The 16478-nt window shown below is 33.5% G+C and carries 11 protein-coding genes; all 11 read right to left on the reverse strand.

Features of this window, described 5'->3' with window-relative positions:
- Window position 1 precedes the first annotated feature (1 nt).
- Window positions 2-3766 carry a phage tail spike protein gene (locus AC1RNS_RS01900; protein WP_492990368.1) on the reverse strand — a complete coding sequence of 1255 codons (3765 nt, stop codon included), beginning with the start codon at window positions 3764-3766 and terminating at the stop codon, window positions 2-4.
- A gap of 23 nt (window positions 3767-3789) precedes the next feature.
- The gene (locus AC1RNS_RS01905) at window positions 3790-4431 is read right to left on the reverse strand and encodes a hypothetical protein (RefSeq protein ID WP_492990370.1); all 642 of its coding nucleotides are present in this window, start codon (window positions 4429-4431) and stop codon (window positions 3790-3792) included.
- A 10-nt stretch (window positions 4432-4441) separates the two neighbouring features.
- On the reverse strand, window positions 4442-5098 hold the full coding sequence (locus tag AC1RNS_RS01910; RefSeq protein WP_492990372.1) for a hypothetical protein: 657 nt from the start codon (window positions 5096-5098) through the stop codon (window positions 4442-4444).
- A gap of 2 nt (window positions 5099-5100) precedes the next feature.
- Entirely contained in the window at window positions 5101-5697 is a 597-nt protein-coding gene (locus AC1RNS_RS01915; protein ID WP_492990374.1) for a distal tail protein Dit, read from the reverse strand.
- Window positions 5697-11681, reverse strand: coding sequence for a peptidoglycan DD-metalloendopeptidase family protein (locus AC1RNS_RS01920; RefSeq protein ID WP_492990376.1), 5985 nt, complete (start codon window positions 11679-11681; stop codon window positions 5697-5699). Before AC1RNS_RS01920 ends, AC1RNS_RS01915 begins: the two co-directional genes overlap by 1 nt.
- A gap of 168 nt (window positions 11682-11849) precedes the next feature.
- Window positions 11850-12365, reverse strand: a complete 516-nt coding sequence (locus tag AC1RNS_RS01925; protein WP_492990378.1) for a hypothetical protein — start codon at window positions 12363-12365, stop codon at window positions 11850-11852.
- A gap of 390 nt (window positions 12366-12755) precedes the next feature.
- Window positions 12756-13754, reverse strand: a complete 999-nt coding sequence (locus AC1RNS_RS01930) for a YomU family phage tail tube protein (RefSeq protein ID WP_492990379.1) — start codon at window positions 13752-13754, stop codon at window positions 12756-12758.
- Window positions 13755-13790: 36 nt separating this feature from the next.
- Window positions 13791-14546 (reverse strand): hypothetical protein, encoded by a 756-nt coding sequence (locus tag AC1RNS_RS01935; RefSeq protein ID WP_492990380.1) that lies wholly within the window; start codon window positions 14544-14546, stop codon window positions 13791-13793.
- Window positions 14543-15085 (reverse strand): hypothetical protein, encoded by a 543-nt coding sequence (locus AC1RNS_RS01940; protein WP_492990382.1) that lies wholly within the window; start codon window positions 15083-15085, stop codon window positions 14543-14545. The genes AC1RNS_RS01935 and AC1RNS_RS01940 overlap by 4 nt, the downstream gene beginning before the upstream one ends.
- A gap of 242 nt (window positions 15086-15327) precedes the next feature.
- A complete protein-coding gene (locus tag AC1RNS_RS01945; protein WP_492990384.1) occupies window positions 15328-15804 on the reverse strand; it encodes a hypothetical protein in 477 nt (158 codons plus the stop codon).
- A gap of 65 nt (window positions 15805-15869) precedes the next feature.
- The gene (locus AC1RNS_RS01950; protein WP_492990385.1) at window positions 15870-16373 is read right to left on the reverse strand and encodes a hypothetical protein; all 504 of its coding nucleotides are present in this window, start codon (window positions 16371-16373) and stop codon (window positions 15870-15872) included.
- Window positions 16374-16478 lie beyond the last annotated feature (105 nt).

Below are 16478 nucleotides of genomic sequence, written 5' to 3' on the forward strand. Positions count from 1 at the left end.
CCTAGTTAAGTTCAATTTTTGAACCATTCACCTTAACACCTGTAGAGCTAATGACAATTTTATTTTCACCTACTGCTAACGTAATGGCTGTAGAGGCTTTAAGATTAATATTTTTTCCTTCGAAGTTCATGGAGTGCGGTGTTTTCATAACTATGGAGTCATCTCCGTTTTTCAATGCAAATTCTCGCTTTTGGCCATCTATCCCTACGTAATCGAAATAGAAACCATCCATTTTTTTATATTGGTAGCCAACATTGTTTCCTGAGCCTCCATCACCGCCTGCCCCCCAGGTCATATGAGGATAAGCCGCATCTCCAGTTTCCTTTACGGTAATTGTAAGCTTATCTTTTTCTGAACCACCATAATTTGTTTTAATTTTAAAGAAATTATCTTTAATATGAATAAAGTCTTGAGGTTTATTGGAGTTAAGTGTTTTTAATTTATTGACGGTTAAATCGGAGATATAGCTTCCATCTATGTCCTTAATCATTTCATCCGTATCGTTGCCCATAATTTGTAGCTTTTTCGCATAAATAAGTCCATCTTTTCCAATCCAAATGCGTTTTTCACCTTTAGCATCAATGGCGATCCCTTCATTGGCATTTAAACGTATTTCTTCTCCATTATTACCGTTAATCGTAATGCCGTTATTTTGATCAAAAATTATTTTCTCACCTAGAAAGCCATCTACAATTTTAAGATTATGTGTTGTAATATCCTTAGCATATAGTCTACCGTCAGTTCCAACATAAAATTTTTTATCCCCATTAACGTAAATCGAAATGGCTTCATTCGCATTGAGTCTGATAACTTCACCATTTTTACCGTTAATCGTAATACCTTTATCCCAATCAAATGTAATGGCATCACCTAAATCTCCGTCCACAATACGAAGGTTTTTAGTTACCAAGCCTTCAGCATAAAGTGTTCCATCTTCCCATTTCTTGTCTCCAAGAGTAGCAAATAGTTTACTAACCCATGCGCCATTTTCCCATTTTTGTAGGGCCAGACCATTTGTTGCGTTTAGAAATGCTCGATATTTCCCATCGTTACGAACTGCAATAAAGCCAAAATCATTCATGATAAGATTATTATGATATCGGCCCATTTGAATGCCAGAATAAAATAGGGAATCTTCAATTGCTTGACGAAGCCGAGTAGCCTCATCATAGTAATTTTTAAACTTTTGCACAAAAATACCACGATTCTCAATTGGACTCGTGGATTCTGTAAGAGGGTCAATCATATCAATATTTAAATTTTGCAGCTCCACATAACCGTTATTAATGATTTTTATATAATTTGACATATATTCCATTAAAGCGAGATAGGCATTTTTAAAATTTTTGGTAGAGTATCTTTCTATTTCAGAATATGTTGTAGGGAAGGTTTGTGTTGTTGTATTAAATTCAGCATCAATATTTGTTTGATTGTCTCTATCACTGAATGTATACTTTTGTGCTTGCTGCAGTAATAACTTATAATCGGAATGTATTTTATACAACTCTTTAATCAATTCTAATTTTTCTAATGTGGTTAATTTGCCATCCGCTACGATTTTGTCAAATAATCCAATATCAAAATAGTTTTTTTCAGCATCTAAGATTAACTGATCTAAGTTATTGACAATTTTAATATTTTCGGCAACCATATTTCGAGAATATAGGTTTCCCTCTGTATTTGCCCATAATATTTTTTTCCAAGAGTCACCATCTTTTTGACTAACTGAAAAGCCTTCGCAAGTTGTGATAGCAACCCTTGTAATATCATTCCAAGAAGTTAATCCAAAGCATTCAGGCTCATCCTCATCCGTTACAAGTCCTAGCCGCATTACCTCATCTCGATTACGATTATAAATAGTTGTACGTGAGCCACGTGTCAGCCAGATTCCAGATTCATCTTCAATCGCAAGATTAACCCCAGAAATGATTTTTCCAAAGATTCTTTCTCCAAAAATACCATCCTTTGAAATCGCATGTTTCCAGGAGTTTCCGTTATCGTTTGTAATGGCTAAAAAGCCATTTTGAATAACGAGCCAGCTTAATGGATCTGTTAAGTCTTTGACAATAATACCGCGTTCACTTATTTCAATTTGTTGATTATAGCCAGCCATTACAGCGTTTTTTAATGCATCCCATTTATTATTAATAATCTCGTTGATGGCGCCATTATTTTCTTCAGAGAGACTCCACTTCCACTTTTCCTTTTGAACAAGAGTAGAGGTATTCCCAGCCTTCTCAATTTTATCTAACCATGTATTTTGCTCATCAATTTCGTTTGTAATAATAACGGAGATTGTTTCTTTTTCAACATCATAAGAGATTTCTGTAATCTTAGCTTTTACATCAACCTGTAATCTGTCATACCGAACATTAACGATATCACCTAAATGTAGCTTGTCCCAATCATTTTGACATTCTGTAATTGTTAAAAAATCAATCATATTAATGTCTAATTTAATTTGGGGCTCTAAAAACTGTCGAAAAACTTCTTTCGCTTCTTCAAGTAAATCGGCCTCATCCACAATTGAATCATTGGTATATTCTTTTTCAATTTCGAAATTTGATAGCTCTGCCAATAATTCCTTTGAGAAATTATTTTCTCTAAGTAATTTTTTTCTTAAGCTTTCTAATTCCCTTTCATAATCATTTAATCGATATTTTAAATCTCGCATAAAGGCTTCTTGGTTAGATATCTCAGCTCTTTTTGCATCTAAGCGATTGATAATGTCCTGATGGGCAAGGGTGTTTGATTGAAAATTAGCGTTGGATAAATCTAATTCATCCTCAATAACTATTCGTTCGGTTAGAAGACTGCTAAAACGTTGTTCTTCCGTTTGAATAATGGAGCGTTGTGTTGTAATAGTGCTAGTTAAATTAGTGAATTTCTCTGAGAGTGATTGTACTAATGTTTGATAGTCCTCTATTGCGATACATAATGCATCACTCATATATTCAGAGTGGCTAATAACAACTCCATTCTCACGTTTAAAAGGGTACATGTAATACCTATAATCTTCTAAATAGGACTGTCCAGTGGGGTTTAATCGATGTATTGTTAGACCGTCCTGACCATAGGCCTTTAATCGAGTTATAGTATCAATTGTGTTCGTTGATAAATTAAAGCTTTCTAAATATTTCCCATCTTTAATATAAAAACCTTTATTGTTTCCAATGTTATCAGGTCTATAGAAGTTAATCTCACATTTAATGGTGTCCCAGACTATAATAGCATTCCAAATATTCGCCAGCTCATAAATAATTTCTAGGATGTTATTCGAGGAGACCTCATAGCTGCGGTATGTTTCAAAAACACTGTCTACATAGCCAACTTGCCAATTTGTATTAGCAGATGATAATATTTCATTTGAAATTTGTGCAAGTGTTTTACTGACTACTTCGTATCCTCTAATATTTTTATCGCTAAGTTGAACGCCTAGAGATAGAGCCGTGTATTGGATAGACTCATCCTCACTATAGGATTTGTTTGATTCATTTAATAGGAAGTATTCCGTAGTAGGACCAAACTTTAGTTTAAATAAATAGCGATTTTTTATTTTTTGAATGTTTTCATTATCCTTTGGAACACCGTCTTCCATGATGACGGTTGGTATTTTAAAGGTCAATTGGTTTAATACTGATATTTTTGTATTGTAGCTAATATCATAGGCTTCACTTAGCAGTGCAATGGTTTTTTTATTTGGTTGACAGAGGAAAATTTTTGGCTGTACAGCTTTTAAATTATAGTTAATATCACCTAAATTCACTTTATCACCTCCTTTCAAGGAAATTATTGTTGAATAAATATGTGCTGATATCTAACTTGCATGTCAAAGTCGCCACTTGCTTTTAAATAGTTTTTCCCAGTTACTAACTCTAAAAATTCATCATTATGGTCATCGTATCGATAGACGCCAAGATTTTGCCTATTTGATACGATGTCTTCCTTTTGACAATGAATATAGACTTCCTCATCATGTAATAAATTACGTAACCGCATTTTTTGATTGGTCATCGTATTAGTTAGTTCTATGTCTCCATTCCCATTCTTTTTTCTAATCCATACTTTTGGTTTAATATTAAAATCACCTAAGTTTTCAAAAACAGCACATGGATCAAATTGGATAGAAAATGATTGTACATATGGCTTTTCATGTTCCTTAGAGGCACTCATCGTAATTTTATATTTAAAGGCTAATCCTTTAAGCTCATATTCATCTAACAGATTTGTTTCATTTAAATTTATTTCTTTCCAGTCTGTCCATGTGATGTAATCATAGGACGCTGAAAAATAAAAATGAACTTCTTTGTTATGTACATTTAAAATATTGGCGGCAATGGTCGTTAAATAACTCGGTGAATTCGTTGATATTGAATGAATCTTGGAGGTGTATGAGCCTTTGATATTTAATAAAGAACCCCAGTTTTTCATATAAGCACCTCTATTCTATTTTTCCGAATGGTCTAAATTCACAGCTATTACCGATACGTTTCCATTTAATCGTTTTTGCTTTTCTCCAGACCACTGAGCCGTCAATAAATGCAGTATTGTTTTGAACTAATGACCATTCTGGCTCGGAGGGGGAGGAGTATCCAGCAGTTTCACAAATATAATAGAACTGTTTGCTGCCATTTGTAGAAAAAACTAGATCCCCAACTTCATAGTTATACTCTTTACGCCAATTTTGCCCATTTGCATCATAAAACTCAAGATGTAAGCCTGAAAGAAAAGTTGGGGGAGTAGTGGTGCTTTTTCCCTCAACTATACACTCGTAAAGCCCGCCATTATCAGGATCTGCTTTAATTAAATCACCTACTATATAATTTTTATTTGACTTCCATTTTTTTGCCTGAATACCTTCACGTGTTGCGACCCATCCAATGTGACCGCCAGTGATAGGTGTTTTATTCCAAAGGATATGACCAATGGAGTAAAGTGTATTATCCTGTAATTCTTCAATAGATTGAACTGAAGATGTAAGATAGTCTTCTAGTTTATTGAAGTTTGTCCCATATTTAACAATCGTTTCTTTTATATCATCCTTTTCAAATGATGAATCAGTTACTATTTTTAATCCTAGCTTTTTTGTCGTCTCCATTTTTACATATCACTCCAATGATTAGTATTGGCATACAGAATGCCCCAAGTGTTATTCATCTCATCAATAGTTAGTCCATTTGCAGTGATTTTCACATTTTGACATTCACCTTGAGCAAATGTAGAGATGTCATCCTTTAATAGGTAGCTTTTATTTGATTCTCTGAATTCAATGTTATCCATAATTTGCTCATGAGAATAAGTATAGGGGGAGGAGCATCTGATTGTTAATTCCACATAACCCTGTTTAAGCCCATTATGGATTAAGGTAGAATCACCTTCTACAAGGGCATACATGACTCGATTCGGATGATGATCAAAGACCAGTGGCTTATAATATGGCTGGAAAAGCCAACGTGCAATTTTTCTTAAGTCTCCATCGTCTATCCAATTCTCTAGATAAAAAGACAATTTAAAAGAGAGTGGTTCATGTTCCACTCTCTGAAAGTAAGGTATTTCATTATTAGTGACTTTTTTCTCAATAATTCGTCGTATGGGGAGAAAATTTTCTTCAAACAAATTGCCCGAAGACCATCCTATATAAACGCCCATATCCTTTGATGAGATATTGTCATACATAAAATGAATTGATTCTAACACTAATTTCTCATCCCTCTCTTACGTAATAAGTCGGTGTTAATCATTTTGCTGAATTTCGTTAAATCATTCATATCACCATTCATTTTGTCTATGTTAAATTCAATATTAATATCTCCGTAGGTTGAAGCAGAAGCGGCTTGAACGGTGCTAAAGGTATTAGTGAATGATGGAAGTCGATCAAACAATGGGCGGAAAAATAAGCCTGCTCTTTCCAATATATTCGCCATTGACAATAAGTTGTTTGTATCGATAGGGGAGTTAATTAATTCATTTGGATGAACAATCATTGCTTTGCCACCTAATCCGTCAATGCCATTGCTTGAATAATTTGTAATTCCTCCTTGTAGGGCAGAAGCGGAGTTCTGTAAAACATAACTCCTACCTTTTAACTTTAAGAGATCCGCTTCCCTTTCAATAAGTGATTGGAGATCAGGCGTAATGACAACTTTTTTAGCTTGCTCCTTAAAATATTGGCTTAACTTAAGGCGATCAACATCAGATAATGTACTTGTTATGTAGTCTTTAAAGTCAATATTTATAGGTATTTGAGAATTATTTTTTAACCTCCCCTCATTCGCTAAATTATGGGCCTTTTCACGAATATTTGCCTGACGTATAGAATTTGTCTCATTCTTAGCAAGAACATCTGTCATAAATTTACCCAACAGAACTTGCATATCTCCTTCGATTAGTGTCGATTTGTTTTCAGGATTATTATAATTATTTGAAGAACCAAAGTCTCCGTTTGCCTCTGTTAGTGACTTAAATTCTTGAATTTTATTTATTGCATTATCTAATTCATCAATTATGTTTTGCCTTATGGAACTTCCGACCTTTTCCATAGATTCAGAGAGAGTTTTTTGTAATTCAGGCATACTTTCCACTAACCAATTTTTATAATCGCCAAATTCCTGTTTTAAGGATTCAAATTCTTCATTACGAATTTTCTCTTTAATCTCTTTCAATTTGCGTTCATTATTTAATTGATCTGTATAATGTTGCTCCCAATATTGTTTTTTCTCATCTAGTAGATTTAATTCTTTTTCATGGTATTCTGTTTCTAATTCTTCTTTTTGACTTATTTCTGTTTCTTTCGCCTCTAACTGATCATTTAAAGATTCCTTTCGTAGCTCAATTTCTCTGTCATGACGTTTTTCGGAAATTTCCTCATCAATTTGTTGAAGCTGCTCCTGTAACGTTTTCCGTTTTGCTTTTGCTTCATGTGAATTATCGAGAAGAAGTAGATTATATTGTCCTTGAATATCATTGCGATCTTTTTCAAGTTTATTAATATCCTGGTTGTAATCACGTTGTGACTCTTGGCGATCAATTAGCAGTAATTTATCCTGGACATTTTTTCTAAATAAATCCATCTCATCTTTATAATTGTCCATGACCTTGTCGTGACGTTCATTTTCCCATTTAATTTCCTCGTCGATGCTTTTTATATGAGCATCCCGTTTTTCTTGTATATATTCTTTGTAGGCATTAAATAATTTATTGGCAAGTTCATCTACTACTTTTTTTTCACTGTCTTCAAGTTGTTTATCATAATCCTTTAAATTGGCCCTTATTTGTATTTCTAATAAACTAAGTTCATCTAAATCTTTTCCTATTTTTTTAATATCCTCTGGGTTTAAATCAAAATGTAATTTATCTTGTAATTCCTCAATTTCTTTTACAGTGTTGTTATATAACTCATTTGTTTTCTCAATTTGAAAGTTTATTTCACGAGTCGCATCAGCTGAGCCTTCTTTGTACATCGACTGGATAAGTTTACTTCTATCAATTTGATATTGAATTTCCTCATTTTTTTCATCGTACTGAGTTTTAATATTTAGGACGATTTCATAATTCTTTTCGCGAATTTCAATATCTAAAGCTTTCATTTCAGTCGTTAGTTCAACATAACGCTCTTTTAGCTTTTCTAACATTTCACCAAAATGTTTACCACTTGCAATCTGCTGCTGTAAATAATTCAACTCATTACGATTAACATTTTGTTTTTGATTCATATAAATGGTCATTAGCTGTAATGTCTTCGCATATCTAGCTGAATTCGTATCTAGCTCCTTAATTTTGACATTTTCATAGTCAAGCTGTGATTCAGGTAGACTACGTTGATATTCAAATATGTCAAGCTTATTCAATGCCATTTGTGAAATAGCATTATTTGTGTCAAGCATTTCCGTCTTTAATTCTAATAATTTGCCCTTCATCTCATCAAGTGTGACTGCAGATAAAGACCCATTTTTTATTAAATCTTCTATGTATTTTAATTCCTCATTATTTACGGCCTGCTTTTGTTCTAAATACTTTGTTTGTAAATCGATTGTTTTTGTATATCTACTAGAGCTTTTATCGACCAATTTTAGCTTCGCATCTTCATAGTCTAAATTAGATTGAATGTTGCCACGTTTCCAATCAAAATAAGATAATTGGGAATCAATAATATCTTTTTCAATCTTTGCAATTACTTCTTTTTGATTAAGAACGTCACTTTGCATCCTTACCAATTCTGATTTTGCCTGATCTATGGCCTGTAGAGTTGTTTCTACAGCAGTATAATTCGTAGAACTTACTGTGCCTGATTTTGCATCATTTAAGTAATCAATGGGGTTGATTGGTACATTTCCATTTTTATTAATTTCATAATGTAAATGTGGACCAGTGCTGTTACCAGTTGAGCCAACAGTTCCAATTTGCTGTCCTACTTCAATTGTTGAACCTAATTTAGCAACTGCTTTATCTAAATGAGCGTAAATATGTTTTAAATTATTAGCATCTTGAATAACAACGATATTACCGTAGGATGAATGATAGTCATTATCTTCTGCTCGACCACTAGCAATTACTTTGCCGTTAATATTTGCGTCTACCTTAGTTCCTCGAGACATAGCAATATCTATGCCACGATGATTATCTAATTCACCGTTTAACATTCTATTTCCAAAGTTACTTGATATTTTACCCGACCAACCACTTAGCTTTTGAGATGTAGTAGATGTGGAAGCGTTTGAAACCGTTCCAGTCTTATTAATTTTTCCGGAAGAAATTTGAGATTTAAGAGATTTTTCTTGGTTTTCAAGTAAATTTAATTTATCTCTTTCAAGCGCAAGTTGAGCCTGCAGTGATTTTCGATATTCATCAGAATGCTTTGGAAAAGTAGATTGAATTTTTACTTGCTTTTGAATCTCAAGGTTGAGGTTTTCTAAGGTTTGTTTAAATTTATCTGTGATATAGATGGAATCTTTTGTTGTTTTGTTGGCAATCTGAGATTTTTTGGTTGAACCTTCAGTAGTTTTAATGTAAGAGTTAATTTTATTTATAAGACCATTTAAGCTTTTTTGATCTTTGGTAAGTTCTCCATTTTTTTCATCGATCTTACTTTGAGAACCAACCATTAGTTGCCCTATACGATACATTGCCATATAATCACCTTTTTTTTCGGCTTCATCGTACAGTTCTTGGAAGTAAGAATCTCTAAGTAGTAACGCATTTAACTCATCTTTTATAACTTTTATTCGCTCTAACGCTAATTGAGCTGATGCAATTGTATTTTTTTGGTCATCATTTAATTTATCTTGATTGTATAATTTATATGCCTTGAGCAAAACTTGATAGGCATTATTTTCATTTTCAATTGCATTTAACTTTTCTGATGAGAGACCTATTAATTTTGAATCGTTTTCTAATAAATCTGGATAGGTGGTAGATAGCTCTCTCATTATTCCCATTCGTTTGTCTAAGGTATCTCTTAAAAATTGTTCCTCAGAAGTTAACGATTCTTTGTTTAATATATCTTGGAGTGTTTGCTCAGAATAGTTCGCTAATTGTCTGGTTAATGCATCATATTGATTTAATAAATCATCTGTATGTTGTACTTGTGTTTGTTCAACTCCAGCTAATTGTTCATAAACTGTTTGGAAATTCTGTACCTCTTGTTTTAATTCTGAAGTTTTAGCTTTTGCTTCAGCGAATGTTAAATGATTGGCTCTCATTTCAACTGACAGTTTCTTTTGAGTTGAAATCGTGTCGTCGTAATGTAAATTTAGAGATTTCATAATGCTACTTACTTCTTCTTCACTTAAGCCTAGCCCAGTTAATTCAGCTTTAACATTAGATAGCTTATCCTTTGCACTACTAGCCATGGAATCGAATGTTTCAGTAGTTGCATTCTCCATATTTTGAAAGGAACCTATAACATCATTTATTAATGTAGAGGCGTTTTCGTTTGAAAATAATGCTGTTAAAGAATTTTGTAATGTTTCTAAATCTTTTACATCCGTAACATCAATTAACTGCGCTGCAAAACCCTCAGCGTTGTTCTTTAAACTATCTGTTAATCTATCATTTTCATTAATAATATAAGCAAGATTGGAAATATAGTCAGATTTTTGAGCTGAAATTTTTTGATTTAATTTGGCTTCATTATCAGCTATTTCCTCCATAAAGTGATTAACATCGTTGCTAAGTTGCTGATAGTAGTCAACTAAGTCATTATCGCCGCTTTTTTCAGCAATGGATTGTAGCTTTTTTATTTCGTTTAATTTTTTTTCAAAATCTGCTGCTGTTTTAAGTAATGGTTTACCTTTTTCATCCGAAAATTTTTCATCATTTAGGATGTTAGAAGCCATATTGGAGTCTAAGATTATAGCTGCATTTTGGGCTATAGTTTTTTGCTTGTCTTTAAGATCAGAAATAGCTCCTTTACGTGTATCAATATTTTCATCACGTTTTTCTTTTGCTTCTTGTTCAGCAATTTGTGATTCTAAAGCCTGCTGTTCTTTCAGAAGTTCAATTTTTACTTTTAGAGCCTCTGAAGAGCCAATTATTTTATTACCATATTCATCTTCATGGGCAACAATATGAGGTAAGAGTTCACCAAGCCGATTAGAAATATCCTGATATTCTGCAAAGACAGTAGGATCAGCATTTCCTAACGCCATTGATTTTTCTAATTGTGCATATTTATTTATCTGCCCATCGATTTCTTTTGCGTTTGATGTATAGGCGTTCAATATTTCATGTTCTTCAGTCTTTAATTCCTCAAGCTTTTGTTTTGCTTTTTCTTTATGTTCCAAAAATTTACCTATTGCAAACTCACTAAAACCTAAGACGATTCCAGCTATATTAAATCCTCTAATTGCCTTAGGAGAAAAAGTTGTACCGCTAACTTCTTCTGCAAATGTTTTAAAGGTGGATGCTTGACCCATCCAACTCGTTATAGTAGATATTGACACAGTAGCACTTTGAGCTGCAGCTGCTGTATTTTTTCCGAAGGCCTCGATACCTTGGTTAATCTTTTCTAGTTGTTGTGGGATGTCTGATAATCCTGCTATGTTTAAGCCTTCACCAAGCTGAATATTGGATAACTGGGTGTTTAAATCTGTTATCTGAGAAGTTAGTTGCTCAAAGTCGGCTGTATCTGCGTAGGCCTTATTTAATTCATATATTGAATATAAATTGGATTCTAAAGCTTGTAGATTTGCGAGCGTTTCTTGAACACCCTCAAATTGAATATGATTTACACTGATTGTTTCTACTTCTGTTTTTAGCTTAGTGACAATATTTTCTAATGCTCGTAGGTCACCAGCTGGGGTTTTTGCTAGCTGTTTGTAAAATTTACTGACATTGATGTTGGCATCACCAAATGCTTGAGAAAGGGAGTTAATTGATTTCACAGAGTGAGAAATCTGCTCCTTCAATTCATCAAAAAATGTGAGAGAAGGGGTTGAGCCACTTCCGATTGCTTGATATTTTTGGTTAACGCTCTGTAGCTGTTGCTCTAGGGCTTGTAATTGTTTTTCAAACTCTCCTAATATTTGAGTGTTAGGTCCGTTTACATCTAAATTCATTTTAATAGCAGGTATGTTTTTTAATCTTTTGATGTATGTCTGTATATTTTTTCTTGAAATATCGTCATTGATACCTAGAGCGGCTAAAAGCTCTATTGGTTTTGTTTGTCCACCACCAGCACTCAATCGATTTTCCCTCCTAATTTTAGATAACCGATTAATACAGGGCAGCCATATTAATCGATTCATCTTTCTTTATTGTTGTATAAAACAGTAAATATCCTAAAATATTCAAGTACCCACCCAAAGAAGGTAGGGGAGTAGTTCAAAATTTTAACTATTTATGGGCAGAGGCTAAAAATCATCAGAAGTTCCTTCGGTGTCCTTAGCAGCAGTTGCTTGTAAAATATTGAAGTACTCTTTTTCCATTTCTAAAAATTTAATGCTTAATTGCAATCGTTTATTAATTTCCTCTAATACACTGGAGATTTCCTGCATCGTAAACATTTTCGTTAAAAATACGTCGTACCAGCCAATATCCACGAGATAATTCATCGTGGCAAAATGTGTTTCAATGGGCTTACCCTTTAGTTCACTTTGTAAATCCGTAAAATGCTTAATGATTAAAAAGAAGATATAATTATTTAGCTCATAATCATTTTCAAAGTATTCCAGCTTATGCTGCTGAGCATATTCAAGCGAGTTAGCTAAATCATTGATTAATATCGTAATTTTACGTTTACTAAACTTTGGATAGTAATAGATAAACTTTCCTTGTTCTTTATCAATATAAAATTTTTGTTTTTTATTTATGGCATCAGCACCTTTTTGAATATCTGTTAACGTTAATTTTGTTTCACGTTTTGTCATTTTTAAGCTCCTTTATAATCAATTATGCCTCAGCATAATTGCGTCTGGAATCGGCTTTGTGCTTAGGCCTGCGTGATGCAGGTCAGTTAGCCGTTATCGAATGGATGCGATGATTTTAGGCTAACATCCTTTATTAAATCCGATTCAGTGACATCTGCCAGAGGCTTTAACTTCTTTCAGTAGGTGTTTGGACACCATACTGAAAAGCAACCTAAACCCGCATTCATCTCACCACCTATAGAGGTAGGAGACTTCTGTATCTGCTACTGCCACTACGCTTACGTGCATAAAACATCTGCCGCTATGCTTTCGATACAAAAAACATTTGCTGAAAGAAGTTAAATAGAAAGGGTAGAGGATTTAATCTCTACCCATTTTACATTAATTCATTTAAATAATGTCTACAGCAATAGTTTCAATGAATGTTCCGTCTGTTACTTCAATCATTGTTTGATCATTTGCTTTTGCGGAGGCACCTAACGTTACGACACCATCTGCACTAACACTTGCGATTGCTGGAGCCTTTGATGTCCACGTTAAATCACTATTTTGTAAAAGTACATTGCTATAGCCCGCACCTCGAATACCTAATACTGAAATACGCTGAGAATCTCCAGCAACAGCAGAATCTAGAACTAGACGTGATGGATTTGCAGCTAATGCCGTAAATTGTACTTTTTCCTCAGATAAATTTCGTAGCTTAATATATGCATAGTTTCCTTTTTTATCAGCAAGTGAGCTACCTGCTAGAGAAGAAGATGCTACACCCTCATGTGTCATTGAAATTTCAACGGCACCATTCGGCTTGAAGTTTGGCACCTCAATAATGACTTCACCTGTTTTACCATTATTCGAACGGATATCTACATTTAATTCCATACGTACAGCCTTAGGGAAGGAATCAGCAGAGATTTCAATTGTATCCATCATCTCCTGAACAGCATAGACCACCTGTACTTCCTTACCAGCTAATGCAGGAACCGTAATTTCTTTGCCAGCAGGTGCATATTGTGTGAATGTGCCGTTTAGCTGCTCAACATGGACCTGACCAATAGGTGTTTCGGCAAGAGTACCTTTACCATTGGCATCAAGTAAAATAATTTCGTCTGTGTAGTACTCAGCCAACTGGTGATTAATTTCTGTACCATTTTGTAAAGCGATATAGGCAGTGTCGAAAGCAGCATCCTCAATAGAGAATGTTAATTCCTTTTGATAGTTCAGTTCATATACCTTTTTAGAGCCTTTTCCAGCATGGATGGCCTGAGTCTGAATAGCCTGAGTCATGGACGAATTTAGTAATGTCTTACCATTTAAAATTAATTCATCTGTTAAGCGATCAAATAAACGAACATTTGCTACTGAAGTTAAAAATTGATTTTGTTGTGTCATAAAAGATTACCGTCCTTTTTGTAATTGTTTTTTATTTTAACTAGAGGCAAGCCCTAGTTTTTTCATTTGTTGATCAAATGCTGATTTTGTGATAATGACATCCTCATTTTTCTTTGGCTCCTCGATATGACTTAGCCAGTGGGGAAGCTCTTGCTCATTTTTAAATTCAACCATGCCTGAGTATCGAGCATTGAGAATGGCATCACTGCTTACCATATAGTCCATTCGAATTAATCCTTTATGGAATTGGTAAAGTGTTAATTGTTCAATTTCATGGTAGGGGAGTCCAGATTTACAATGATAAGCTATAATTTGCTGCTCTAAGTCAGCCTGCTTTGTTTTTCTTTTTGCCATAAATGCCCGTGCTTCCTGAATGGCTTTCTTTGTATCTGGATCGATAAATTCATCCTCTAAATCAATTAGATTTTGCTCACTAATAAAAGTTTTAATTTTATCAAAATCACGCTCATGCAATGAAATGCCATTGACCGTTATCAAGATCATACCTTTTTCATTTATCGATATTTGTATGTCCTCTGTTTTAAAGACTAGACGGTATAAGGCCATTAATTTTTCAAGCAAGATTTGTCCATCCTCATTCTGCGTCATCGTGAGCAAAAATAATAAGTAAGACATTCTGACGATTTCAGGCTGTTGAAAGTCGTTTTTAGGTAAAAGTAAGCACTGTACAGCCTCATAAAATTCATCTGCATCCTTCATTTGTACAGGGTAAATAGTTAATCCTTTATATGTAATTGGTTTTCCAAATGCCTTTTTAGTGACCATATTCATGATTTAAATCCCATAGGCTGTTGTCCAGAGTGCATGATGTAGGTCCAACGATAACCAACAAAGCCATTTGGAACAGTTGTGATTGGGAGCCCACTATGGAATCTTAAATCCCCAAATTCTTCAATGTCCTCCTGAAACAATACCTCATTTAGTACCTCACCAAGCCAATCTAGTCGAAAATCAATATTGTTGGCAGAAGCAGGGGTATAAATATCAAAGATATATTGCTGGTTGCTTGAATATGGGTTATCTGTAAATTGGTTGATGTTTTTCAGATAATTTTTTTGAGGCATACGTGAACCCGTGTAGAAACAAATTCTACAATTATTTGTTTCTAACGCTAAATCACTAGTTTTATCACCGATAACTATTACATTTTGAAGAATACGGTCTTTCTCAGGTAATTGAGAGACATTCATTTTTAAAGGATCGAGGGGATCATCCTGTGAATCTTTGGGCAGGTAATATAGTAAACGGAGGAGCTTCTCATCATTTACTAATGAGTGATAAAATTCAGTTATTGTTTTTACGATTTTCATTCTCCTTTATCCTCCTAAAGAAGAGTGCTATTTTTGAAGGTTTCAATATAGGAAAAAAGGATAATATTGTTTTTTACATTAATTTATTCATACAATTGGCATCACCTTCTTTCATGTAATATAAAAGATTGTCAAAAGAGGTCTACTACTAATTTTTCCTCTATTTATATGAAACCTTCATGATGGGGCTGTAAACTATACAGCCCGATTAGAAAATTTCATAATTTGCATTAATTCACTTATTAGATAAAATCCTCTTCCACATCTTCAATCCCAAAGCTAATCGCTTCAAAATAGGAGATACCTGAAAATGTATTATGTCTGCTAGAGCCCTTAGCCATCTCTTTTAGCTTGTGATGAGAAAGCACGTAATTATCCTGTAAGCGATGGTGCGTATTGCGATTTCTCAATAGTTTCATAATTTGCCTGCTTCTTTTATGACGCTTTTTCGCTTCTTTCATAAATGTTAAATTCTCTTGTTCAAGTAAAAGTTCATCCCTTGTAAAATATCCTTTAGTTATGTAATAGGCAAGCATGTCTAGAATTATAATTGTATGATAGGTTTGAGCAGTTATGCTAAAATAATCATCTAATGTGATCTTTTCCCCTCGATAAACCACTGTTTCTTTTTCTAAAAGCGATTGTATGTATTGAACTCTATCTTCTATAGGAAGCTCCATACGCAATTCAATGATCGAATTAGGTAATTGTAATTTCATATTATTTCTCCTTCTACATATTATGTTGGCTGGTGCAGGGTAAAATCCACTTTTTTCGCCCAAGCCTATTTTTTGCATTTTTTACATTGTGAATGGAGGAGATCTCTACTGCTGTTATTGACACTAAAAAATTCATCTGTAGCAGGGAGAATATCTTTACATTTACTACAGCTTTTCGTTTTTAACTGTAACTTATTAATATAGGTAGCTTTGCGCCATTGTCGATCATTTTCCTGTTTTATTCGTAAACAAATTGTATTAAATTTACTTCCTACTGTTTTAACAGGTATTCCTAAAATTTTTCCTATAGTATAGTAAGAATAGTCTTGAGCAATATAATGAAGTAATTTAATTTGCTCTTTATTTAAAGATTTTTTAATTAATTCATCTAAATCTGCAAATAAGCTAATCACTTCTGTATTTAATTTCAATGAATTGGTCGCACATGCCCCTTGATTAAAGCTGGTATCATCGATAGAGCCTCGAAAAGTTAACAGTTCTTTAATAACGATTACATCTGATAGCACAAGTTGACTATACTTTGTATCCTTATATGTTTGAAAAGCCATCACAACATCCCCTTTTATTTTTCCAAAATTTATGATTTATCCTATTATAATTTAATTTGAAAATAAATCAATATTTTAAATTAATTTATCTATTAAATATTTAAA

The sequence above is a fragment of the Lysinibacillus sp. GW821-FHT14F06 genome (genome assembly GCF_058803665.1).

Bases quoted from the DNA above. Each gene is read 5' to 3' on its own strand.
- AC1RNS_RS01940 (WP_492990382.1), bottom strand. From the start codon at position 15,085: ATGAAAATCGTAAAAACAATAACTGAATTTTATCACTCATTAGTAAAT.
- AC1RNS_RS01905 (WP_492990370.1), bottom strand. From the start codon at position 4,431: ATGAAAAACTGGGGTTCTTTATTAAATATCAAAGGCTCATACACCTCC.
- AC1RNS_RS01935 (WP_492990380.1), bottom strand. From the start codon at position 14,546: ATGAATATGGTCACTAAAAAGGCATTTGGAAAACCAATTACATATAAA.
- AC1RNS_RS01925 (WP_492990378.1), bottom strand. From the start codon at position 12,365: ATGACAAAACGTGAAACAAAATTAACGTTAACAGATATTCAAAAAGGT.
- AC1RNS_RS01930 (WP_492990379.1), bottom strand. From the start codon at position 13,754: ATGACACAACAAAATCAATTTTTAACTTCAGTAGCAAATGTTCGTTTA.
- AC1RNS_RS01910 (WP_492990372.1), bottom strand. From the start codon at position 5,098: ATGGAGACGACAAAAAAGCTAGGATTAAAAATAGTAACTGATTCATCA.
- AC1RNS_RS01950 (WP_492990385.1), bottom strand. From the start codon at position 16,373: ATGGCTTTTCAAACATATAAGGATACAAAGTATAGTCAACTTGTGCTA.
- AC1RNS_RS01945 (WP_492990384.1), bottom strand. From the start codon at position 15,804: ATGAAATTACAATTACCTAATTCGATCATTGAATTGCGTATGGAGCTT.